Source organism: Salinirubellus litoreus, assembly GCF_037335815.1.
Lineage (GTDB): Archaea > Halobacteriota > Halobacteria > Halobacteriales > Haloarculaceae > Salinirubellus > Salinirubellus litoreus.
The window spans coordinates 1,676,896-1,697,491 of record NZ_CP147841.1 but is presented as its reverse complement, the minus strand read 5'-3'; the positions used below and the strand labels follow the sequence as shown (position 1 = coordinate 1,697,491).

The following is a 20,596-nucleotide window of genomic DNA, read 5'->3' as shown; positions in this document are numbered from 1 at the left end:
TGGGGGGGACCCGCGTCACACCGTCCCGTCGGGCTCGCCCGCACCCTCCCTCGTCTTCACCGCCATCCCCGTCCCGAACTCCAGCATCGCCTCCCCGGGGAGTTCCGCGCGTCCGACCGCGAGGAGGTCGCCCCGCTCGTGGACGACGAGCACCTCGTCGCCCGGCCGGATCGCGGGGTCGATGTCGGTGACGAACTTGGCGAACGCGTTCGCCCCATCCCGGAGGAACGGCTCGCTCTCGTCGCCCACGACCACGCGGTACGCCGGCGGGGAGAGCGCGGCGTGGAGCCGTCGACCGCCCGCCACGCCGAGGGTGAACCGCCCGTCGGTCCCGTAGGAGACCAGCCGCGAGCCGTCCGCGAGCACCTGCTGTGGTCGACCCGTGCTCGTCCGCCGGACGACGACATCCTCGTCGAACAGCGCCCGACCCGCACCCCGCCCGAACTGGTAGTCGGCGAGGGTTCGCAGTCGACGCCGTTCTCGGGCGTGTTCGCGCTCGTCCATGAACGGACCTGGCCCCGACCGGTCAAGCCGCTTTCGTCGTGGCCCAGGTGTCGGCCACGCCTCGCTTCCCGGGCGACCACTCGACCGAGGTCAGTCTCTCCGAGCGCTGTCGGGGTGGTCGGTCGGCTTCCGGCAGGAGTGAGGCGCATGGAAACCGTCTTACGGCCGACGGTCCACCTCCCGAACGAATGGTTCTGGGCGTCGACCGACGCGTGCTGGCGCTGGCCATGGCGCGGATGGCAGACGCCCTGGGGAACTCCTTTCTCATCATCGTCCTGCCGCTCTACATCGCCAGCGGGGAGATATCGATCGCCGGCATCGTCGACGGGCAGGTGCTCGGCTTCCGGCTCACCGAGGAGTTCCTCATCGGCGTGGTGCTCTCGCTGTTCGGCTTCCTGAACAGCTTCGGCCAGCCGTTCACCGGCCGGCTGTCGGACCGGACGAACCGGCGGAAGTTCTACATCCTGCTCGGGCTGGTGATCTTCGCCGTCGCCTCGGCGGCCTACCCGTTCGTCACCTCCTACTGGTCGGTGGTGGTCGTCAGAGGCCTCCAGGGGCTCGGTGCGGCGTTCACCGTTCCCGTGACGGTGGCGCTGGTCAACGACTACGCGACCTCGAACCGCGAGCGGGGCGGGAACTTCGGGGTGTTCAACACCTTCCGGCTGATCGGCTTCGGGTTCGGGCCGGTCGTCGCGGGCGCGGTCGTCACCGGCGGGTTCGGGGGCGACCAGGTCGTCACGTACGCCCTCCCGGCGTGGCTACCCGCGCTCGGAGGGATGGCGGTCTCGGGGTTCGACGCCGCGTTCGCCGTCGCGGTCCTCGGAGCGGTCGTGAGCTTCGCGCTCGTCTTCCTGCTCGTGAACGACCCCGAGTCACCCGACGCCGACGCGGGCGACACCCTCTCGATCGCCGTCCTCGACCGGGATGGCGGGGGGTTAGACCCGGTTTTCGTCCTCGGCGTCGGGACGCTGTTCATGGCACTGACCATCGCGCTGTACGCCACCCTCCAGGAGACGATCAACGCCCGTCTCGGCCAGGGCTCGACGCTGTTCGGTCTCCAGTTCTCCGCGGTCGTCATCGCCAACGTCCTCCTCCAGGTCCCCATCGGACGCTGGTCCGACGAGTACGGCCGTCGCCCGTTCCTGCTCGCGGGGTTCGTGATCCTCGTCCCGTCGGTGCTCGCACAGGGGTTCGTCACCGACCCGCTGCTGATGCTCGTCGCGCGGTTCGTCCAGGGGGTCGCCGTCGCGTGCGTGTTCGCCCCCGCACTCGCGCTCGCCGGCGACCTGGCCCGCGAGGGCCAGTCGGGGACGCAGCTCTCGGTGCTGACGATGGCGTTCGGGCTGGGAGTGGCGTTCGGCCCCCTCGTATCCGGGTTCCTCGTCTCCTACGGGTTCGTCGTCCCGTTCGCGTTCGGGGCCGGACTCGCGGCGGTGGCGCTGGCGCTGGTGTTCTCGCAGGTCGAGGAGAGTCTCGACGTGGCAGACCCCCCGACGGGCGAGCCGGCCCCACAGGACTGAGACGGATCCCGGCGTAGGTGGGTGGTTCGTCCCGCCGGACGGGCGCGTTTCCGGGATGGGATGCCACGAACGACCGCGGCGGTTCCCGCGGAGTTCAGAATCGTGTGTGGTCCGACACGGATTTAAATGGTCGTGGAGTATTCACGCGTATGCTAGAGGCCACGAGCGCGGGAGCCATCCTCTTTCGCGACACGCGTGGCCGGCGGGAGTACCTCCTGCTCAAGAGCCGTCCCGGGGACTGGGAGTTCCCGAAGGGCGGCGTCGAGGGCGAGGAGGAGCTACAACAGACCGCCATCCGCGAGGTGAAAGAGGAGGCCGGGATCGACGAATTCCGGCTCATCGACGGCTTCCGTGAGGACTACGACTACGTCTTCGAGGCGAACGGGAAGACCATCCACAAGACGGTCCACCTGTTCATCGCGAGGTCGTTCGAGGCGTCCGCAGAGCTATCCAAGGAGCACCGCGACCTGCAGTGGCGCGACTACGAGCAGGCGATCAATACCATCACCCAGGACGGCCCCCGGGACATCCTCCGCGAGGCCCACGAGTTCATAGAGGAGGCGCTGGAGACGGAAGAGGCGGAGTGAGGCGGGCGATCGCCCGCGTCCGTCCGGTACGGGGAGCGGCCGCACCGTCCGACGACGGGATCACGTTCTCGGGTTCAACTGCGAAGGAGGAGCCATCGCCGCCGCGACCCGGGCGAGACGCGAATCCGCCGCCGGGTAGCCCCCGGAGAACTGCCACCGACAGCGCGGCCACGTCTCCGCTGCCGTCCGAGACCTGAAGAAGGTGCCCGGGAGTTAGTCCGTGACGGTGAGCGTCGTCGATTCGGACTCGTTCTCCGTGGAGACCGTGATGTTGTAGGTGCCCGGCGGAACGTCGTCGGTGCTCACCGAGTACGACACTCGTGCCGATTCGCCGGGGGCAAGCGCGAGGGTCACCTCTCGCGTGCGCGATCGTTCGATGAGCAGAGCGGCGATCTCGTCCGAGATGGGGCCGCCGAAGTCGTACTTCACGAGATCGAAATGCGTCCCGTCTTCTACGTCACCAGCGAGTGCCGTCGTGTCTCCGTGCCGACTAGCCACGTCACTATGGACGGAGGTGACGGTGATCAACGAGGCATTCGCCTCATCGATCAGGGAGGCAACCTGGGACCGGATGAGATCCGAGAACTCGTTGTTGTGGTATGCCGGTGCTTCGCCGATCAGGATAACGACGGGAGTCGAATCCTCACGAGCCTCTAATTCGAGTGCCATACGGATCGCATCCCAAGCGTCCGCCCTCTCGGATCCGCTAGTTCGCGTGAGTCGGTCGACGCTATCCTGGAATTCTGAGATATTGCTCGTGTACTCCTGATCCACTTCGGGCTCGTTCGCAAACGATACGAGTGCGTATCGTGCGTCGACCTCGGCCCGGTCGAGTTGGCTGGAAAAGTTGCGAATGTGCCCCTGTACGTCCTCCATTTCGTTCGGTGACGGGTGTACATCATCGACAACGAAGACGATATCTAGCTTGGTCGCCCCTCTCGCGGCTGCACCTTCCGTCGAGAGATTAACTTTTTGCGTCCCGGCCGTATCACCGGTGTTCTCGATCGTCGCGGTCACGTTCGCTATCTCCCCCTGTTCGACGTCAGGAGCGTCGATGTCCGCTACTTCGAACGTGCCCGTCGTCGGGGGGTCCTGGTCGAAGACGTTGACGATAAATACCATTTCGTCGCCGGGGGAGAGTGTACGGGTCATCGAATCCTTGAGCTCCTGTTCGTCGGCACGATCGGCGTCCCAGCCGGTCGATCCGTCGGGAAGTTCGTAACCGACATACGTGAGGGTGATCCCCTCACAGCCTCCCGCGTCCTCGACCGTGACGCCGACACGCGACGTACCGGTATTCGGATTGAAGCTCCGCCGCGTGTAGTCGATTTCACAGCCGTCCGAGGAGTAGGTTCGACGGGGAGTAAAACCGGGACCGCCCCGCCGCCGGTCGTCCTCGTCGATCAGGAACGCGGTGATGAGCCGACCCTGTTTGTGATACGTGTCACCCGCCTCCGGGTCCAGCCGCTCGATCGGGTCACCTTCGACGAGATCGATCTGGTAGTCCACGGGCAGCTCGGGCCTGGGTGTCGGCGTCGGTGAGGGTGTTGGCGTCGGCGTTGGGGTTTCCTCATCGACGACGTCAACGATGAAGGACGTGCTTTGGCCCGGTTCGAGCGTCACCGTCTCCGAGTCTCTGAGCTCCTGCTCGTCGGCCCGATCGGGGTCCCAGCCCGTCGTCCCCTCGGGGAGTTCGTAGCCGACGTACGAGAGGGTGATGTCCTCACAGCCACCGACGTCCGAGACTTCGACGGCGACCTCCGAGAGACCGGTGTCGGGGTCGAAACCGAGCAGGCTGTAGGCCACCTCACAACCGTCGGACTCGTAGGTCCGGCCCATGTACGACCCCGGCCCACCGGCGTTCCCCTCCTCCTCGGAGCGGGTGAGCGCGGTGATGAACCGGCCTTGCTTGTGGTACGTGTCGCCCGCCTCAGGATCCAGCCGTTCGATCGGCTCGCCCTCGACGAGGTCGATCTGGAAGTGCGTGGGCGGCCCTGGTGTCGGCGTCGGTGTTGGTATTGGTGTCGCCGTCGGTGTCGGGGTTGGCGTCGGCGAGGGCTGATCGGTCTCGGGGACGATCTCGAACTCGTAACGGGTAGGATACGAGGAGTATACCTCTATAAACTTCGCGCGAATGTACGTCCTGCCCTGTCTCTTCTGTAGCGGCGATCTGCTGTACGCACGGAACGACACGGATTCAGTAGCACCGCTTGCGACTCGAAACGTAGCCAAGTCGTCCGAGAGTCTCGGACCGCCGGTTATATATACAGTGAGACTATCCGATCCGAAGTTGGTGAACGTAGCGTTTACTCTCTGTCCTTCGTCGAGATACGTCTTGAAAGTATCAACGCCGCCCCCTCGGTCCCCCTCACCGGACACCACCTGGCCGAGTTCGACTGCGTTCGCCGAGGGATAGTCGTCGTTCGGTTCTACCTCTTCGAACGGCGTCGGCGTAGGTGTTGGTGTCGGCGAGAGTCGATCGGTCTCGGATACGACCTCGATCTTGTACTCAGTTCCGGGGGCACCTGTGAGATAAAGTCCGAACACGGACCAATCTGTTACTGTAGGATCATACTCGAACGACGTTGAGCCAGTTGAACCGGGTGCAACTATGATATCACCCACAGTGAACCCATTCCGTTCGCCGCCGCCGATTAAAAGGGAGAGTTCTTCGGACCCGAAGTTGGTTAGCGTGACGGTTACCCTCTCCCAGTCATCTAGTATGAGAGAGTGACTTGCCCACCAAAACCGATCGGTTTCACCGGATATCGTCAGGTTTCCGTCGACAGGAGGTGTCGTGCTGAGGTGGCTGGTCGGGTCCAGTGCGTCGGACGACGTCTGCTGGGCCGCGCCGACCCCGGCTAACGAGGCCCCGATCATCACCAGTACGAAGAGTGTTGCTCTGTTCATCGGCTCAGAGAGCGGAATCAATATGACAGTATATATAATGTTCCTATCGGACCCGATAGTCGATAAGACGGGTCGGCTACGATAACACCAGCAGGAGGGGAGATTACTGCATGGGTCTGCACGGCTTCGGGCCGGAGCGGGTTCGGTCGTCGGGCGAGTGAGGACGTTGAGGGGAGCGAGGTTCGACGTGAGAGTCCGGTAGTGATACCGGAGGCCGAACGGGATCGGGTGCGAACGGTTTAGGCCCCCCGCACACCGAGGAGCGGTCGTGACCGGCCACGCGGGAGGACGCGAACCGGAGTTCACCTTCGAGCTCCGGGTCTGCCGGTGGGCCGAGCGGGCCTGGGAACCGGCCCGCGACGACAGCTCGGTGCTCGTCGCCCGCCAGCTCGGAACGCGCGACCGCCGCTGGGACACCATCGTCCTCGAGTGCGACCCCGTGGGCCTCGAGACCCGGGCGTGCTTTGGCTCCGAGCGGCTGGACTCGGATCTCCTCCACGTCGTCCGGAATGCCCCCCGGGAGTGGTCCTGGTACCGCGAGGCGCTCCCCGAGCCCGACTACCCGTGGCGTTACGTCCGCGAGGCGGTCCACCGCGCCGCCGACCGTGGCGTCGTCGACTCGCGCAAGCGCGACGGCCGGATCGAACTCCGGCGGCGCTGGCGCTACCCGGACTGGGTTCGTCGAGTGATCGCCGTCGAGAACAAGCCGGACCTCGACGCCTCGGCCGCGCGGGCGCTGGCCGACCAGACCGAGCGCGACGTGGCGCTCGGACTCGCCGACGAGGTGTGGGTCGCCACCCGCAGGACGGGCGAGTCCGTGGAACCGGCGCTGCTCGAACGGCTGCCCGTCGAGGCGGGCATCCTCGCGTTCGACCGCGAGGGACCGGCACTCGACACCCCGGAGGTCGTCTGGCATCCCCGGTCGCTGGCCGTCAGTAGTCCGGGAACGCGCATCCTCGACCGGCCGGGCACCGGCGAACACGACCGCTCGGCGGCGCGGTTCGAGTACGCCGACCCGGCGTGGAAGGCCGAGAAGCGCCTCGAGATCGCCGAGCGGGCCTACGAGCGCGGCTGGCGCTCGTACGCCGACACCATGCGGCCCGACTGCCGGCACTTCGAGTTGCGCGACCCGGCCGGTCCGATGCCGTGGTGTGGGGCGAAGGATCGGTCGCCGACCGACAGGGAGTGTTCGGGGTCGTGCCCGGAGTTCTCGCCCGAACCCCCGGCGTGGCGGACCCGGGGGTGGCCGATCGAGGGCGGCCCGGGGAAGGGGCAGAAACGACTGCTCGACCGACAGCGGCGGCGACAGCGGGAGTGACGGTATCGAAGCGTCCCAACGCGCCGAGCGACGGATGTCGCCCCCGGGTACGGAGACGACTGCTTCTTTCACGGACGAACCACAACCGCAATACCGGATACCCCCGGACGGTCCCCCATGCAGCACGCCGTCGTCGCCGAGGGCGTCCGCCGGACGTACGGTGACACCGTCGCCCTCGACGGCGTCGACCTGACCGTGGGATCGGGGGAGGTGTTCGGGCTCATCGGCCCGAACGGGGCGGGGAAGACCACGCTCATCCGGGCGCTCACGGGGACGACCGACGCGGAGGGTCGCGTCGAGGTGCTCGGAGCGACCCCGGAAGCGGTCGACCGCGAGCGGATCGGTCTGCTCCCCCAGGAGTTCGGCCCACCCGAGCGGCTCACCGCGCGGGAGCTCGTCGAGTACTACGGCGGGCTCTACGAGGAGTCGCGCTCGGTGGAGTCCGTGCTCGCGGACGTCGGGCTCTCCGACGACGCGGAGACGTGGTACGAGAACCTCTCGGGCGGACAGAAGCGCCGGGCCTGCGTCGCCACCGCGCTGGTCAACGATCCGGAGCTACTGGTGCTCGACGAGCCGACGACGGGGATCGACCCTGCCGGCCGCCGCGCCCTCTGGTCACTCCTCGAACGCCTGGCCGAGGCCGGAACGACCGTCCTCCTCACCACCCACTACATGGAGGAGGCCGAGACGCTCGCCGACCGGGTCGGGCTGCTGGCCGACGGCGAACTCGTCGCCACGGGGACGCCCGCCGAACTCGTCGCGGCGCACGGCGGCGAGCCGCGCCTGGAGATCGCCGTCGAGGGCGAGACCACGAGGGCGACCACGGCGCTCGACGCGGCCGGATACGCCACGGTCGAGACCCGAAGAGGGCTCGCCGTCACCGGTATCGCGGCGCGGGAGGTGGGGGAGGTCGCGGCGGTGCTCGACGACGATGGGATCGCGTACGGCGCGCTCGCGTGGACACAGCCCGACCTCGAGGACGTCTACCTCGCGCTGACCGGAACCGGCGTCGGGAGCGGCGGGGAGCCCGTCGAGCGGGAGGACGAAGTGCACGGTGGAACGGGGGTCGAACCCGCGGCCAGCGGCGAGGGAGGTGAGCACCGGTGAGCCGCACGGGTCGGGTCCGCGCGGAGGCGACGGCCGCGGCGCGGTCGTTCCTCCGCCGGCGGACCGCGGTGTTCTTCACCTTCTTCTTTCCCGTCCTGCTGGTGCTCATCTTCGGGGTGATCGTCCGGAGCCAGGGAGCCGACGGCGGACTGTTCGCCCTCCCGCCCGCCTACTACGTCCCCGGGTATCTGGCGGTGGTCGTGCTGTTCACGCCGCTGTCGCGGGTCGGGAGCGAGGTGGCCCGTCACCGCGAGGGCGCGCGCTTCGAGAAGCTGGCGACGACGCCCCTGAGCCGCGCGGAGTGGCTGCTCGCACAGACGCTCGTCAACGCCGGCGTGATCGGCCTCGCGGCGCTGCTGATCTTCGCCCTCGTGATCGTCGCGACCGGTGCGAACGTCGGTCTCGGCCCGGCGACGCTCCTCGTCGTCCCCTACGTCTTCCTGGGGGTCGTGCTGTTCTGCGGTCTCGGTGCGGTCCTCGGCCGGATCGCGGACTCCCAGGACGGCGTGATCGCCGCGTCGAACGGGGTCGCTCTCCCGCTGCTCTTCCTCTCGGAGACGTTCGTCCAGCCCGACCTCCTCCCCGGGTGGCTCCCGGTGTGGGCCTCGCCGCTCACCTACTTCGCGCGGGGGGTACGTGCGGTGACGTACGAGCCCGCCGGCGGGTCGGTCGCCTCGAATCTGATCGTCCTCGCGGCGCTCGCCGTGGTGCTCTTCGTCGCCGGGGCGGTCGCCATCCCCCGGACGGACTGACGGCCCCGGGCCCTCGACGCTCGACCGTGAGCGGTGGACGTCCGGGTCAGTCGGAGCGAGTCGGACCGGCGCTCACTCCGACCGACGGGGCGTCCCGGGCGTCGGCTCGGCCACCGTGTCGGGAGCGACGAGACCCTCGAAGTGCTCCTCGCAGAGACCGGGAGTCGTCTCGGTCACCTGGTACTCGACCCACACGGCGGTACCGTCCGCGGACGTCTCCATCTCCGGATCCCACTCGGGGGCGCGGACGTGGGCGTCACGGGCGCAGAGCGCACACCCCTCCGGTTCGGTCTTCGCCCGGATGTCCCACCGCAGGCGTTCGCCCATCTGGTGCTCCTCGCACTCGATACAGAGGCCACCGATCTCCGCTTCGGTCTCCCCGTCGATCACCACCCGGTTGTACCCCGACGGCAGCCCACACGATATACAGTCCACGAGATTTTCACCTCTGACGTACGTTCAGCACAGGTGGAATGAATCCGTTTCGGGGCGGTCGGTTCCCGATTCGATCCGGTCGTTTATCAGGGTCGACCGGCCCGTCCTCGTGGATCGGTCCGTGCACGGAGAGCCAGGGGGGAGTTAGCGGACCGGGATGTGTCCGCCGCCACCGCTTCCCCTCCCGCCCCCTCTGCGCCGACGGCGACGACGTGGGGCGGGACGCTCGGCCAGCGTGACGCGCTCGGTCAGCTCCTCGCCGTCGCGCAGGAGGTCGATCGTCACCTCCTCGCCCGGGCCGGTCTCCAGCAGGAGGTGGCGCATCAGCCCCTCGTGTGAGTCGACGGGTTCGCCGCCGATGGCGACGATGACGTCGCCGCCGGTCGGAATCTCGCGGCCGCGGACGACGCGCGTGTCGTCACAGCCGAGCAGCGCGCCGCTGGCCGGGCCGAGCGAGACGTCGACGACGAGAACGCCGCGGGTCTCCTCGAGCCCGTTGGCCTCCGCGACCGTCGGCGAGACGTCGAGCGTGCGGATGCGGAGGTAGGCGTGTCGCACCTCACCCGTCTCGACGAGCTCCGGGACGATCCGTCTGACCACCTCCGCGGAGACAGCGAAGCCGATGTTGTCGCCCGTCCGGGCCCGGTTGACGCCGACCACCCGGCCGTCGAGCGTCACCAGAGGACCCCCCGAGTTGCCGGGGTTGATCGGCGCGTCCGTCTGGACGGTGTCGGGGATGGCGAACCCGTTGCCGGTCGGCATCGACCGCGAGGCCCCCGAGACGATGCCCGCGGAGATGGAGCCGTCGAGGCCCATCGGGTTGCCGAGCGCCGCGACGGGCGTCCCCGGCGACGGGGGCGCGGCGACGAGTTCGAGGGGGATCGCGTACCCCGGGAGGTCCTCGACGGCGACGACGGCGAGGTCGGTGTAGGCGTCCGTGCCGACGACCCGGCCGCGCCGCCAGTCGCGTTCGCTGAACCGGAGGTCGACCTCGGTCGCGTCCCCGACCACGTGCTGGTTCGTGACGACGTGGGTCCGATCGTAGACGAACCCGGACCCGGCCCCGTGTCGGCCCCGCTCGCCGTCCGCCTCGGGTGTGACGTACAGCGAGACGACCGACGGGATGGTCTCCCCGTAGAGCCGTTCGTACGTGTGCGTGCTGGTGTCTGTCGCGTCTGTCATCAGGTCGGCCCGACCCCGCGGCCGGACTTACCTCGGGTTAGGGCGGCCAGCGTATATGACGCGTGCGGTCAGGTGTCACGACGACGGGAGGTCGAACCGGGCGAGTCAGTCCTCCTCGCAATCGAGGGCGGCACGGAGCGGCCGGGGAGCGACGAGGAGCAGGAGCAGGGCTTCCTCGCCGCGGGGCACCCAGCCGTAGACGTGGTTGAGCATGAAGTACGTCACGATACCCAGGAATAGCGAGACGGACCACGCGAGGACGGCGATACGGCCCACCTGCGCGTGTCGCGTGTCACGGAGTTCGGCGGGCGTGTGGGTGAGCCCGAGCACGATGGCGAGCAGCACGACCGGGACGCTCACGACGGAGAGGAAGATGTGTATCGCGAGCATCACCAGGTAGACCGGTTCGACGATCCCGGCGTAGGCGGCGAGGAACGCCCCCTCCGGGACGACGAACGACTTCTCGAACCCGCCGCCGACCTTCCAGAGGTAGAGCACGAGAAAGAGGCAGATGAGGACGAAGGCGGTCACCATGGCCGCGCGGTGTCGTCGGACGTCGTCGCTCCGGATGAAGTACCAGCCGACGAGCAGCGAGGTCAGTGCGAGCGAGTTGACGACGGCGATGGCGTCCGAGAACAGCACCACCGTCGCGTCCGAGAGCGGGGGGAAGATGGGGAGCACGCCCGCGAACGCCCCGCCGACGAGGGCGTAGCCGACCACCGAGAGGGCGGCCGTCACCCCCAGGGGGTGCTCGCGGACGACCCCGACCGGCCCGTCCGATGACGCGGTAGCCATATATGCGGGTTCGAGCGGACGGGGTATGTCGGCTTCGCTTCCGGCTAGAGGACGTACCGACTTTTGATCGATCGTCTGGAATGGTGGGTCGCTACCGATACGGGACATCGGAGGAGGTAGCATCGGCCAGGACCACCTCAAAACCCCGAACCGCTGGGGTCAAGGGGCTCGCTGCGGCGCGCTCCCTTACGGCCGCGTGCTTTCGCCGCCCGTCTTCCTCCAGCGGTTCGCCCCTTTCACTCCCGCCCGACGATGGCTGACCGACCAGCCGGTGTGGGTGGGAATGAAAGGGGCCGGGGGCTTTCGAGGTGATGTCAGGACTCGAACGTCCAGTAGATTCAGCCGCGAACCATCACTCCGGACCCGAAGACGTAGGCGTCCTCGCATCAAAGCCCTCCCCATGCGACTGGGCGTCATCTCCGACGTACACGCCAACCTCGTGGCGCTCGAACGGGTGCTGGAGGCGATGCCGCCGGTCGACCGGCTGGTCTGTGCCGGCGACGTCGTCGGCTACAACCCCTGGCCCGCCGAGTGCGTCGACCGGGTGCGCGAGGCCTGCGAGGCGACGGTCCGGGGGAACCACGACCGGAACGTCGACACCCCCGAGCGCTACCGGGCCAACCACATGGCCCACGCGGGGCTCGAACTCGCCGACAGGCGACTCGACGGCGACCGGCGGGAGTGGGTGCTCTCGCTCCCCCGGAAGGTCGACCTCGCCGACGGCCGGATCCTGATGGTTCACGATCACCCCGAGCACGTCGACCAGTACGTCCGCCCGCACCAGTTCCCCGCGATCCGGCCGTACCTCGACGACTACGACGCCTGTATCCTCGGACACACCCACGTCCAGCACGAGGCGACCGTCGACGGCCGCCTCGTCCTGAACCCCGGGAGCGTCGGGCAGCCGCGGGACGGCGACCCGCGCGCGGCGTTCGCCGTCGTCGATACGGGCACCATGACCGCCGACCTCCACCGCGTCGAGTACGACGTCGATCGGGTACAGGCGGCGATCCGGGAGACCGGGCTACCCGAGCGGACGGCGGCGCGGCTCGAACGCGGGGAGTGACCGTGATGGAGCCGAGCGGGACCCGAATCCAAGCGAGCTTGAATCAGTCCAAACAGGCCTGAGAACGTCCGTCCCTCCGTTAGAGTCAAACGAGCGTGGCCGTTACTCCCACCCATGAGCACGGAGCAGGAGCAGCGGACCATCCGGTGTCTCGTCGCGAAGGTCGGCCTCGACGGGCACGACCGCGGCGCACACGTCATCGCGCGGGCGTTCCGCGACGCCGGGTTCGAGGTCATCTACTCGGGACTGCACAAGGCACCGGACGAGATCGTCCAGGCCGCCGTCCAGGAGGACGTCGACGTCCTCGGCATCTCGATCCTCTCGGGGGCGCACAACACGCTCGTCCCGAAGATACTCGACGGGCTCCGGGAGTACGACGCCCTCGAGGACACGCTCGTCATCGTCGGCGGGATCGTCCCCGAGGACGATCGGAAGGCGCTCCGGGAGGCGGGCGTCGCGGAGATCTTCGGTCCCGGCGCGACGATGGAGGAGACGGTCAGGTTCGTCCGCGAGAACGCCCCCGAGCGATGAGCGGGGGCGAGAGCGCGAGCGAGACCGCCGACCCGGACCTCATCGAGGAACTGCTCGACGGGAAACACCGGGCGCTCGCGCGGGTCATCTCCAAGATAGAGAACCGCTCGCCGGGCTACCGGGAACTCGTCTCGCAGCTCCACACCCACACCGGGAGCGCGGAGGTGATCGGCATCACGGGCTCACCCGGGTCCGGCAAGTCCACGCTGGTCGACAAGATGGCCGCCCGGTACCGCGAGCGCGGGCTCACCGTGGGCGTGATCGCCATCGACCCCTCCTCGCCGTTCACGGGCGGGGCGGTGCTCGGGGACCGCATCCGGATGGCCTCCAACGTCGGCGACATGGAGGTGTTCTTCCGGTCGATGTCCGCGCGGGGCACCCTGGGAGGGCTCTCGACGGCGACGACGGACGCGGTGAAGGCGTTCGACGCCTTCGGCAAGGACCGGATCATCATCGAGACGGTCGGCGCGGGTCAGAACGAGGTCGACATCGTCTCGACCGCCGACACCGTCGCGGTGCTCGTCCCGCCCTCCTCGGGCGACGACGTCCAGATGCTCAAGGCCGGCATCCTCGAGATCGCGGACGTCCTCGTCGTGAACAAGGCCGACATGGACGGGGCCGACCGGATGGTGATGGAGCTACGCGAGATGGTCCGGATGCGCGACGACTCGCCCTCCTTCGCCGGTCACCACGGCGCGGAGGCGAGTTACGACGGCGACGGCGAGAGCGGCGGAGACCGTGGGGACGACGGGGGCGAGGGTGAACCGGACACCTGGGAGCCGCCGGTCCTCGAGACGGTCGCCAAGTCCGGGGAGGGGATCGACGAGTTCCTCGATACGCTCGCCGACCACCGCGAGTGGCTCGAACGCACGGGGCGGCTGGAGGGGAAGACCCGAACCAGGTACGCCGAGGAGATACGGACCCTGCTACGGGAGGACACCTCCCGACTGGCCTCCCGCGAGATCGAGGCACAGGGCGGGCTCGACGCGTACGTCGACGCCGTGATGGACCGCGAGACGGATCCCTACACCGTGGCCGACGAGGTGCTCGAACCCCTCCGGAAGTGCGTCGAGGAGCGAGGGCGGACGGGCGAGGACGGCTCGTAGCCCGACATCCGCCTGCCCGCGCCGGCACCACGTATAAGCGACGGCGGGTTCTCGAACCGGGTATGCGACTCAGGACCGCCCTCGCCGGCGTGGGCATCGGTCTCGGCGCGGCGGCGCTGGCCAACCGCGCGCTCCGGCGCGAGCCGGGGGAGCTGGAACCGCCGCTCGGCCGCGAACCCGAGACCTACCGCTGGCGCGGGGTCGACGTCGCCTACACGGAGGCCGGTGACCCCGACGACCCGGACCTCCTGTTGCTCCACGGGATGAACGCCGCGGCGTCGAGCCACGAGTTCCGCCACGTCGTCGACGCTCTCGCGGAGGATTACCACGTCCTCGCGCCCGATATGCCCGGGTTCGGCCACTCCGACCGGCCGCCGCTGCTCTACTCCGGATCGCTCTACGTCACGTTCGTCACCGACTTCGCCCGGGACCTGACGGAGGACGCGACCGTCCTCGCCTCCTCGCTCTCGGGGGCCTACGCCGCCCGCGCCGCCGAGTCCGTCGAGTTCCGCTCGCTCGTGCTCGTCTGTCCAACGGCGTCGACGATACCGGGGAGAAGAGTGTGGCTCCGGTCGCTGCTGCGCTCGCCGGTCGTCGGCGAGGGGCTCTACAACCTCCTCACCTCCAAGCCCTCGATCCGGTACTTCCTCGTCGACCACGGCTTCGCCGAGGAGGCCCACGTCACCGACGAGTGGGTCGAGTACGACTGGCGGACGGCCCACCAGCCAGGCGCTCGGTACGCGCCCGCCTCGTTCGTGAGCGGCTTCCTCGACCTCGACTTCGACCTCGGGGCGGCGCTCGCCGACGTCGACGAGCCCGTCACCGTCGTCTGGGGCGGGAAGGCCGACCTCCCGCCGCTCGATCGGGGGAGGGAGATCGCCCGGGCGGCCGGCGCGCGGCTGCTCGTCGTCGAGGACGCCGACCTGCTCCCCCACGCGGAGTACCCCGAGGAGTTCCTGGAGGCGATCCGGGAGCACCTCCGACCGGTGGGGACTGCCACCGACGGCTGAACCGGCGGCGAAACCGCGACCGGGCAGTGGGAACGGGCGGGACCACAGAGGTGGATCCGAACCGCTCGACGCCGGCACGCGCCCGCCGGCCGTGGCGGGCCGGGGTTCCGACGCCTTCTGGGGCCGAGATCGGGGTGTCGAACCGCGTCCGAGTCGCCGAGCTAGCCGTCTCGCGCTGTGATTCCGCCCCGACCGCAGAGCATCCTCGACAGCGAGCGCCGGGACCGTAACCACTATATTAGTGAATGCATATATTAGCAATTACTAAAATGACTGGGCAGAACGAGAGCGAAACGTCGAACGGTAGTCGGGGTCCCCGGGAGGCCGGTGGGTCGGCGCTCGCGCACTCCCTGATGGAGGCGGAGGTCGCCGCGGACGTCCGGGTCCTCTCGACGCTCGGGAACGACACGCGGTACGAGGCGCTCAGGCTCGTCGCGGAGGCCGAGGATCCCGTCTGCGTCTGCGAGCTAGAGCCGGCGCTCGGGGTGAGTCAGAGCGCGGTCAGTCAGGCGCTCTCCCGGCTGTTCGGTGCCGGGCTCGTCGAACGGCGGAAGGAGGGCCGGTGGCGGTACTACACCGCGACCCCCCACGCACAGCGCCTGCTCCGGTTCCTCGACGAGACGAGGATGGAGACTCGAACGGAGGAATGAGTGTGAGCTCCCCGCTCTTCCTCGACCTCCCTCCGGGAACCGAGAGCGCGCTCCTCGACTCGCTGGCGTTCTTCGTCCACCTCGCGGTCGTCCTCGTCCCGCTGTTCGTCGGCGGGTCGTTCCTCGTCGGTCTCGCGGGGGAGTACCTGCCCCCGGAGGCGGTCGAGCGGCGGCTCCGCGGATACGACGAGGGGATCGGAAACGTCGCGGCGGCCGCCTTCGGTGCCGTCACCCCGTTCTGTTCGTGCTCGACGGTCCCGGCGCTCGCCGGGCTCCTCCAGGCCGGAGCACCGCTCGGGCTGGCGTTCTCGTTCCTGCTGGCGTCGCCGCTCGTCAACGAGATCGCCGTCGTCCTCCTCCTGGGGCTGTTCGGCGTCAGGGTGACCGCCCTCTACGTCCTCGCGACGTTCGCCGCCGCCGTGGTCGGCGGCATCGTCGTCGGTCGGCTCGGCCTCGACGACCACGTCAAGGACCTGTCCGTGTTCGATGCCGGACGGGCCACCGAACCGGACGTGGCCGCCGAGGTGGGTGGGTCAGTCGAAGCGGACGGTGGAACCGGTGGCTGCGGGCCGGATGGAGGGGCTGTCGGGCGGGGCTGCCGGACCGACGGTGGAACCGCCCGCCGTTCGGAGTGCGGGGACGCCGTCGACGGTGGTGGCTGTGCGAGCAGCGCCGAGCCCGTCGGACGGACCCACCGAGATCGCGTCGGGACAGCCGCAGGCGAGGCCTGGGCGTTCCTCGTCGACACGTTCCCGTACCTCCTCCTGGGGATGACCGCCGGGGCGCTCATCCACGGCGTCGTGCCCGTCGAGGTGGTCCGGGGCGTGCTCGGACCGGAGAACCCGGTCGCCGTCCCGCTCGCGGCGCTGGCTGGCGCGCCGGTCTACGTCAGCATGAGCGGGATGCTGCCCATCGCCGCCTCGCTGAGCGAGCAGGGGATCCCCATCGGCACCGTCCTGGCGTTCGTCGTCGGCGGGGCCGGCGTGAGCATCCCGAACCTCGTCCTCCTGAGCCGGCTGTTCGAGCGGCGGCTGCTGGCCGTCTACGCGGGGACCGTCGTCGTCATCGGGACTGCCGTCGGTCTCCTGCTCAACGCCGTCCTCGTCTGATACGGACTGTTGTAACGATTTACCGGTCACCGCCCGCACTGGGTCGTCGGTGACCGGTAAAAGACTACAACCGTCCGTATGAGCCCCGCTCGACGGCCCTCTCGTGAGGGCGTCAGCCGAGGCGAGGCACCGTGCCCGTCGTTCCGTCGTGATTATCGTCGCCGGCCGAAGGGCCGACGGTGCTCGGCGCTCCACGAGCGAACGGCTCCCGAAAACCCGGGACCGAACCCGCGAACACCGCCGAGGGCCACTATCGGAACACCTCCGCGCCGCGACCGATCCCCGTCTGGTAGGCGCGGGCGTCGACGCCGGCGTCGTCGAAGGCGTCGACCATCGCGGCCGCGATCTCCCTCCGCCGTCCGGGGTAGCACGCTGCGAGGACTGCGGGGCCCGCCCCGCTGATGGTGACGCCGGTCGCCCCGGCGTCGAACGCCGTCTCGCGGACCGCCGCGTAGCCCTCGATGAGTTCGGCACGCGACGGGGTGACCACCGGATCGGCCATCCCCCTCCCGACGAGTTCGGGGTCGCCGCGGGCCATCCCCACGGCGAGCGTCGCGGCGTTCCCGACCGTCTCGACGACCTCCTCCATCCGCGCGCCGTCGGGGACCACTCGCCTCGCGTCCCGGGTCGAGACGACGATATCCGGGAGGCACGCGACGAGGGGAATCGAGGCGTCGACGCTCGTGACGCCGTCCTCGCGGGCGATGGTGAACCCGCCGAGGATCGAGGGGGCGACGTTGTCGGCGTGGGCGGCCCCCGAGACGACGGCCTCGCCCTCGGCGGCGATCGGGACGAGCTCCTCGCGGGTCCGCCCGCGGTCGTAGAGTTCGTTGAGCGCGACGGCGGCGGCGGCCGCGCTCGCCGCCGAGGAGCCGAGCCCGGAGGCGGGGCGGACGCCCTTGTCGATACGGATGTGTGCGGGCGCGTCCAGCGCCTCCGCGACCGCACCGACCGTGTTCTTCTCCGGGTCCTCGGGGATGAACTGGCTCCCCGCGCCGGTCACCGAGATGGTCGTCCGGTCGGCCTTCGAGACCCGGACGACGTCGGCCGGGCGGTCGAGCGCGACGCCGAAGACGTCGAACCCGCTCCCCAGGTTCGCGCTCGTGGCCGGGGCCCGGACGGTCAGCATACCCGCGGTAGCGCCAGCCGTCGGATAAATGTACCCGAACGTGCGTCGGGGGACGAACGGAAAGACCCATCCCTCGGCGCGAGCGACTCGCGGGCATGATAGGCGTCGTCGGTGGCGGTATCGCGGGGCTGGCCGCGGCCCACCGGCTCCGTGAGGCCGGCCACGAGGTACAGGTGTTCGAGGCGAGCGGGAGCGTGGGCGGGCTCGCCGCCACCTACGACACCGCCGGCGACCGCATCGAGAAGTTCTACCACCACCTCTCGGCCAACGAGACGACCATCGTCGACCTCGCGGAGGACCTCGGCGTCGGCGACCGCGTCGAGTGGCGCTACGGGGGGGACGCCTACTACGTCGACGGCGTCGAACACCCCCTCAACACGGCGTGGGAGATCGCCGCCTACCCCCACCTCTCGATCTACGACAAGTTCAGGCTGGGGATGCTCACGCTCGAGGTCGACGTGCGCGGCGGCGTACCCAAATTCGACACCTACGAGGACCTCGAAGCCTACGAGCACGTCCCGATCAGGGAGTTCCTGCTGGAACACACGACTCGCGGCGTGTACGACTACTTCTTCGAGCCGCTCCTGCGCGCGAAGTTCGGCGACCGCAAGGACGACGTGAGCGCCGCCTGGCTCCTGGGACGCATCAAGTTCCGCGGCGAGCGCGACCTCCTGCGCGGGGAGAAACTGGGCTACTTCCAGGGTGGGTTCGGCGTCCTGCTGGACGCGCTCGTCGACGCCGTCGGGCGCGAGAACGTCACTACCGGGGCCCGGGTCACGGAGCTCTCGTTCGAGGAGGGCGTGGAGTCGATGACCGTCGAGACGAGTGACGAGGACGACGCGACGGCCGCCGACGGCGGGTCGGCGAGTTCGCGGGCGACCGGCGAGGAGACGCGAACGGGGACCGAGACCCACGACGTCGACGCGGTCGTGGTCGCGACGATGCCCGACGTCCTCGAATCGCTGACGGGCTACGAGTGTGCCATCGACTTCCAGGGGTCGGTCTGTGCGGTCGTCTCGATGGACGAGTCCCTGATGGACACCTACTGGCTCAACATCGCCGACGAGGCCCCGTTCGGCGCGCTCATCGAGCACACCAACTTCGTCTCACCGGGTAGGTACGGCGGCGAACACCTCCTGTACGTCGCCAGCTACATCCAGTCCCCCGAGGAGGCGCTCTGGCGGATGGACGACGAGCAGGTCCGCGAGACGTGGCTCGACGGCATCGAGGACCTCTACCCGCAGTTCGACCGCGGCTCGGTGAACTGGATGAAGATCGCGCGGAACCCCCGGACCGCACCCATCTACGAGCGGGGCTACCTCGACATGGTCGTGCCGTACGACCTCCCGGAGGTGACCGACGGGCTCTACTACGCGGGGATGGCCTCGCGGGCGCAGTACCCCGAGCGGTCGCTCAACGGCGGCGTCGTCGCGGGGTACGAGTGTGCCGACCGCATTCTCGGTCGGAAGTGAGTCGACACGCGGGGTAAAAGCGCCGGCGAACGATAGCTCGGCCACCGCCGAGGGGAGCGAGGCCCTCAGGGCACCTCCCCGTCCATCGACCCCCGGTACCACCGACCGGTCTCCGTCCCGCACTCGCGACAGTACGCGACGACGATCTCCTCGCCGTCCCCGTCGACCCGTTCGAGCCGGTTGTCCGTCGGCTCCCCGCAGGTGGGACAGTCCCGGAGTTTCACCTGCTCGCCGTACTCGAGCGGTGCGCCGAGCGCCAGCGCGACCACCCGCTCCTCGCCGCGGTTCCACCCGCGCTGGAACTCCCCGCGGTCGAACCGGATCGCCTCGCCCGCGTCGACCTCGACGGGATCCTCGTCGGTGTCGAACGTGGCAGTCCCCTCGATCACGTAGAACACCTCCTCCTGGACGCCGTGGCTGTGATATGCGAACGAGAAGCTGTCGCCGGGCTCGAGTTCGTAGTAGTTGATCGCGAGGTCGGTCAGGCCGAGCGGTTTCGTGAGCTTGCGCATCACCGCCGCCGGCTGGACGTCGTTCTCCACGTCGTCGACGCGTACCCGCTCCATACCCGGGCGGCGACCGGGCACCACAAAACGGTTCCTCGGTTCTCGCGCCGCTCAGTCCGCGTTCGTCTCGTCGGCGTCGCCCATCCCCGGGGCCTGGCTCACGTCGACGTCCGCGGGCTCGTCGGTCCCGCGGCCGACGAACTGTCCCTCGGGTGTGTCGACGTAGACGTCGTCGGCGAACCCCGCGATGGCGTTCTCGTACTCGGGGTCGTCGAGCTTCTCCGGGGTCGCGGGGGCCTCGGCGATACCCCCCGGCGGGCGGAACGCTCCGAGCGGGTCGTCGACGGTGATACCGTGGCGCTTGAAGAACGACTCGTAGCGCCGGAAGTGTGCCTCGAACTCGTCGGCCGGGATCTCCATCATCTCCGTCCAGCCGTGGTTGAAGAAGTCGAAGTTGGCCTGGACGTGGGTGATCTCGCGGGCCTCGGCCTCGGGCATCCCGGCTTCGAGGGCCGCGACGTAGGTGTCCATCGTGGCGTCGAAGAAGTCGTCGAGGTGTGCCCGGCGTTCCTCACGGCGGGCCTCGTGCGCTTTCCCGAGGAAGATGTCCGTGTGCATGTCCACGAGCTTCTCGGTGGCGAACTCGCCGACGACCGGCGTGGTGAGCGCCTTCTTCGCCGCCCAGTGACGGAGGTTCTGCCGGATCTTCATGCCCGGCTCTTGGGTCGCGACACCCTTGAACGTCCCGTCTCCGGCGGTTCCCTCCCCGAGACCGAGACAGGGATCGTCGCACCCGTCACGTGTCGTAGTACCACGGCACAGCGGGGCCGTGAGCCGGGGGTCGGGCCCGCGATACGACCCCCGTCTTAACGACCGTGATGTACGGATAGCAACTCCCATTAGGCCC

The 20,596-nt window shown here is 69.0% G+C and carries 20 protein-coding genes; 12 read left to right on the top strand and 8 right to left on the bottom strand.

What is annotated here, in order from left to right:
* Window positions 1-15: 15 nt before the first annotated feature.
* Complete coding sequence (locus WDJ58_RS08290; protein ID WP_338917202.1) at window positions 16-504, bottom strand: PUA domain-containing protein; 489 nt, start codon at window positions 502-504, stop codon at window positions 16-18.
* 188 nt (window positions 505-692) lie between these two features.
* Between WDJ58_RS08290 and WDJ58_RS08285 the strand changes: the two genes are divergently transcribed.
* Together WDJ58_RS08285 and WDJ58_RS08280 are read left to right on the top strand one after the other, a co-directional pair.
* Complete coding sequence (locus WDJ58_RS08285; RefSeq protein ID WP_338917201.1) at window positions 693-2,024, top strand: MFS transporter; 1,332 nt, start codon at window positions 693-695, stop codon at window positions 2,022-2,024.
* Between the two features lie 149 nt (window positions 2,025-2,173).
* A complete protein-coding gene (locus WDJ58_RS08280; protein ID WP_338917200.1) occupies window positions 2,174-2,611 on the top strand; it encodes a bis(5'-nucleosyl)-tetraphosphatase in 438 nt (145 codons plus the stop codon).
* A 213-nt stretch (window positions 2,612-2,824) separates the two neighbouring features.
* On the opposite strand, the gene WDJ58_RS08275 is transcribed toward WDJ58_RS08280, so the two are convergent.
* Window positions 2,825-5,521 (bottom strand): VWA domain-containing protein, encoded by a 2,697-nt coding sequence (locus tag WDJ58_RS08275; protein ID WP_338917199.1) that lies wholly within the window; start codon window positions 5,519-5,521, stop codon window positions 2,825-2,827.
* Window positions 5,522-5,789: 268 nt separating this feature from the next.
* Between WDJ58_RS08275 and WDJ58_RS08270 the strand changes: the two genes are divergently transcribed.
* From WDJ58_RS08270 to WDJ58_RS08260, 3 genes are all read left to right on the top strand, one after another.
* A complete protein-coding gene (locus tag WDJ58_RS08270) occupies window positions 5,790-6,839 on the top strand; it encodes a DUF5787 family protein (RefSeq protein ID WP_338917198.1) in 1,050 nt (349 codons plus the stop codon).
* Window positions 6,840-6,956: 117 nt separating this feature from the next.
* Window positions 6,957-7,946 carry an ABC transporter ATP-binding protein gene (locus WDJ58_RS08265; RefSeq protein ID WP_338917196.1) on the top strand — a complete coding sequence of 330 codons (990 nt, stop codon included), beginning with the start codon at window positions 6,957-6,959 and terminating at the stop codon, window positions 7,944-7,946.
* Window positions 7,943-8,698 (top strand): ABC transporter permease, encoded by a 756-nt coding sequence (locus tag WDJ58_RS08260; RefSeq protein WP_338917194.1) that lies wholly within the window; start codon window positions 7,943-7,945, stop codon window positions 8,696-8,698. The genes WDJ58_RS08265 and WDJ58_RS08260 overlap by 4 nt, the downstream gene beginning before the upstream one ends.
* A 72-nt stretch (window positions 8,699-8,770) precedes the next feature.
* Here WDJ58_RS08260 and WDJ58_RS08255 read toward each other — a convergent pair whose 3' ends face one another.
* The 3 genes from WDJ58_RS08255 to WDJ58_RS08245 form a co-directional block, all read right to left on the bottom strand.
* A complete protein-coding gene (locus WDJ58_RS08255; protein WP_338917193.1) occupies window positions 8,771-9,133 on the bottom strand; it encodes a hypothetical protein in 363 nt (120 codons plus the stop codon).
* A 144-nt stretch (window positions 9,134-9,277) separates the two neighbouring features.
* Window positions 9,278-10,315: a S1C family serine protease gene (locus tag WDJ58_RS08250; protein ID WP_338917192.1), complete on the bottom strand. Its 1,038-nt coding sequence runs from the start codon at window positions 10,313-10,315 to the stop codon at window positions 9,278-9,280.
* Window positions 10,316-10,420: 105 nt separating this feature from the next.
* Window positions 10,421-11,110, bottom strand: a complete 690-nt coding sequence (locus WDJ58_RS08245; protein WP_338917191.1) for a DUF420 domain-containing protein — start codon at window positions 11,108-11,110, stop codon at window positions 10,421-10,423.
* 400 nt (window positions 11,111-11,510) lie between these two features.
* Between WDJ58_RS08245 and WDJ58_RS08240 the strand changes: the two genes are divergently transcribed.
* From WDJ58_RS08240 to WDJ58_RS08215, 6 genes are all read left to right on the top strand, one after another.
* Window positions 11,511-12,176, top strand: a complete 666-nt coding sequence (locus WDJ58_RS08240; RefSeq protein ID WP_338917190.1) for a metallophosphoesterase family protein — start codon at window positions 11,511-11,513, stop codon at window positions 12,174-12,176.
* A gap of 114 nt (window positions 12,177-12,290) precedes the next feature.
* Window positions 12,291-12,707 carry a cobalamin B12-binding domain-containing protein gene (locus WDJ58_RS08235; RefSeq protein WP_338917189.1) on the top strand — a complete coding sequence of 139 codons (417 nt, stop codon included), beginning with the start codon at window positions 12,291-12,293 and terminating at the stop codon, window positions 12,705-12,707.
* Complete coding sequence (meaB, locus tag WDJ58_RS08230; protein ID WP_338917188.1) at window positions 12,704-13,813, top strand: methylmalonyl Co-A mutase-associated GTPase MeaB; 1,110 nt, start codon at window positions 12,704-12,706, stop codon at window positions 13,811-13,813. The genes WDJ58_RS08235 and meaB overlap by 4 nt, the downstream gene beginning before the upstream one ends.
* A 62-nt stretch (window positions 13,814-13,875) precedes the next feature.
* Window positions 13,876-14,823: an alpha/beta fold hydrolase gene (locus WDJ58_RS08225; RefSeq protein ID WP_338917187.1), complete on the top strand. Its 948-nt coding sequence runs from the start codon at window positions 13,876-13,878 to the stop codon at window positions 14,821-14,823.
* Window positions 14,824-15,092: 269 nt separating this feature from the next.
* Window positions 15,093-15,473, top strand: a complete 381-nt coding sequence (locus tag WDJ58_RS08220) for an ArsR/SmtB family transcription factor (protein ID WP_338917186.1) — start codon at window positions 15,093-15,095, stop codon at window positions 15,471-15,473.
* 2 nt (window positions 15,474-15,475) lie between these two features.
* Window positions 15,476-16,582, top strand: coding sequence for a permease (locus WDJ58_RS08215; protein WP_338917185.1), 1,107 nt, complete (start codon window positions 15,476-15,478; stop codon window positions 16,580-16,582).
* Window positions 16,583-16,832: 250 nt separating this feature from the next.
* On the opposite strand, the gene WDJ58_RS08210 is transcribed toward WDJ58_RS08215, so the two are convergent.
* Window positions 16,833-17,711 (bottom strand): homoserine kinase, encoded by an 879-nt coding sequence (locus WDJ58_RS08210; RefSeq protein WP_338917184.1) that lies wholly within the window; start codon window positions 17,709-17,711, stop codon window positions 16,833-16,835.
* 95 nt (window positions 17,712-17,806) lie between these two features.
* Here WDJ58_RS08210 and WDJ58_RS08205 point away from each other — a divergent pair, with 95 nt between their 5' ends.
* Complete coding sequence (locus WDJ58_RS08205) at window positions 17,807-19,183, top strand: NAD(P)/FAD-dependent oxidoreductase (RefSeq protein WP_338917183.1); 1,377 nt, start codon at window positions 17,807-17,809, stop codon at window positions 19,181-19,183.
* 65 nt (window positions 19,184-19,248) lie between these two features.
* Here WDJ58_RS08205 and WDJ58_RS08200 read toward each other — a convergent pair whose 3' ends face one another.
* Window positions 19,249-19,749: a cupin domain-containing protein gene (locus WDJ58_RS08200; RefSeq protein WP_338917182.1), complete on the bottom strand. Its 501-nt coding sequence runs from the start codon at window positions 19,747-19,749 to the stop codon at window positions 19,249-19,251.
* A 51-nt stretch (window positions 19,750-19,800) separates the two neighbouring features.
* Window positions 19,801-20,400 carry a DUF6149 family protein gene (locus WDJ58_RS08195; protein ID WP_338917181.1) on the bottom strand — a complete coding sequence of 200 codons (600 nt, stop codon included), beginning with the start codon at window positions 20,398-20,400 and terminating at the stop codon, window positions 19,801-19,803.
* Between the last annotated feature and the right edge of the window lie 196 nt (window positions 20,401-20,596).

Excerpts from the sequence above, each read along its gene's own strand:
- WDJ58_RS08290 (WP_338917202.1), bottom strand. The coding sequence starts at position 504 with ATGGACGAGCGCGAACACGCCCGAGAACGGCGTCGACTGCGAACCCTC.
- WDJ58_RS08285 (WP_338917201.1), top strand. The coding sequence starts at position 693 with ATGGTTCTGGGCGTCGACCGACGCGTGCTGGCGCTGGCCATGGCGCGG.
- WDJ58_RS08280 (WP_338917200.1), top strand. The coding sequence starts at position 2,174 with ATGCTAGAGGCCACGAGCGCGGGAGCCATCCTCTTTCGCGACACGCGT.
- WDJ58_RS08275 (WP_338917199.1), bottom strand. The coding sequence starts at position 5,521 with ATGAACAGAGCAACACTCTTCGTACTGGTGATGATCGGGGCCTCGTTA.
- WDJ58_RS08265 (WP_338917196.1), top strand. The coding sequence starts at position 6,957 with ATGCAGCACGCCGTCGTCGCCGAGGGCGTCCGCCGGACGTACGGTGAC.
- WDJ58_RS08250 (WP_338917192.1), bottom strand. The coding sequence starts at position 10,315 with ATGACAGACGCGACAGACACCAGCACGCACACGTACGAACGGCTCTAC.
- WDJ58_RS08245 (WP_338917191.1), bottom strand. The coding sequence starts at position 11,110 with ATGGCTACCGCGTCATCGGACGGGCCGGTCGGGGTCGTCCGCGAGCAC.
- WDJ58_RS08240 (WP_338917190.1), top strand. The coding sequence starts at position 11,511 with ATGCGACTGGGCGTCATCTCCGACGTACACGCCAACCTCGTGGCGCTC.
- WDJ58_RS08235 (WP_338917189.1), top strand. The coding sequence starts at position 12,291 with ATGAGCACGGAGCAGGAGCAGCGGACCATCCGGTGTCTCGTCGCGAAG.
- meaB (WP_338917188.1), top strand. The coding sequence starts at position 12,704 with ATGAGCGGGGGCGAGAGCGCGAGCGAGACCGCCGACCCGGACCTCATC.
- WDJ58_RS08225 (WP_338917187.1), top strand. The coding sequence starts at position 13,876 with ATGCGACTCAGGACCGCCCTCGCCGGCGTGGGCATCGGTCTCGGCGCG.
- WDJ58_RS08220 (WP_338917186.1), top strand. The coding sequence starts at position 15,093 with ATGACTGGGCAGAACGAGAGCGAAACGTCGAACGGTAGTCGGGGTCCC.
- WDJ58_RS08210 (WP_338917184.1), bottom strand. The coding sequence starts at position 17,711 with ATGCTGACCGTCCGGGCCCCGGCCACGAGCGCGAACCTGGGGAGCGGG.
- WDJ58_RS08205 (WP_338917183.1), top strand. The coding sequence starts at position 17,807 with ATGATAGGCGTCGTCGGTGGCGGTATCGCGGGGCTGGCCGCGGCCCAC.
- WDJ58_RS08200 (WP_338917182.1), bottom strand. The coding sequence starts at position 19,749 with ATGGAGCGGGTACGCGTCGACGACGTGGAGAACGACGTCCAGCCGGCG.
- WDJ58_RS08195 (WP_338917181.1), bottom strand. The coding sequence starts at position 20,400 with ATGAAGATCCGGCAGAACCTCCGTCACTGGGCGGCGAAGAAGGCGCTC.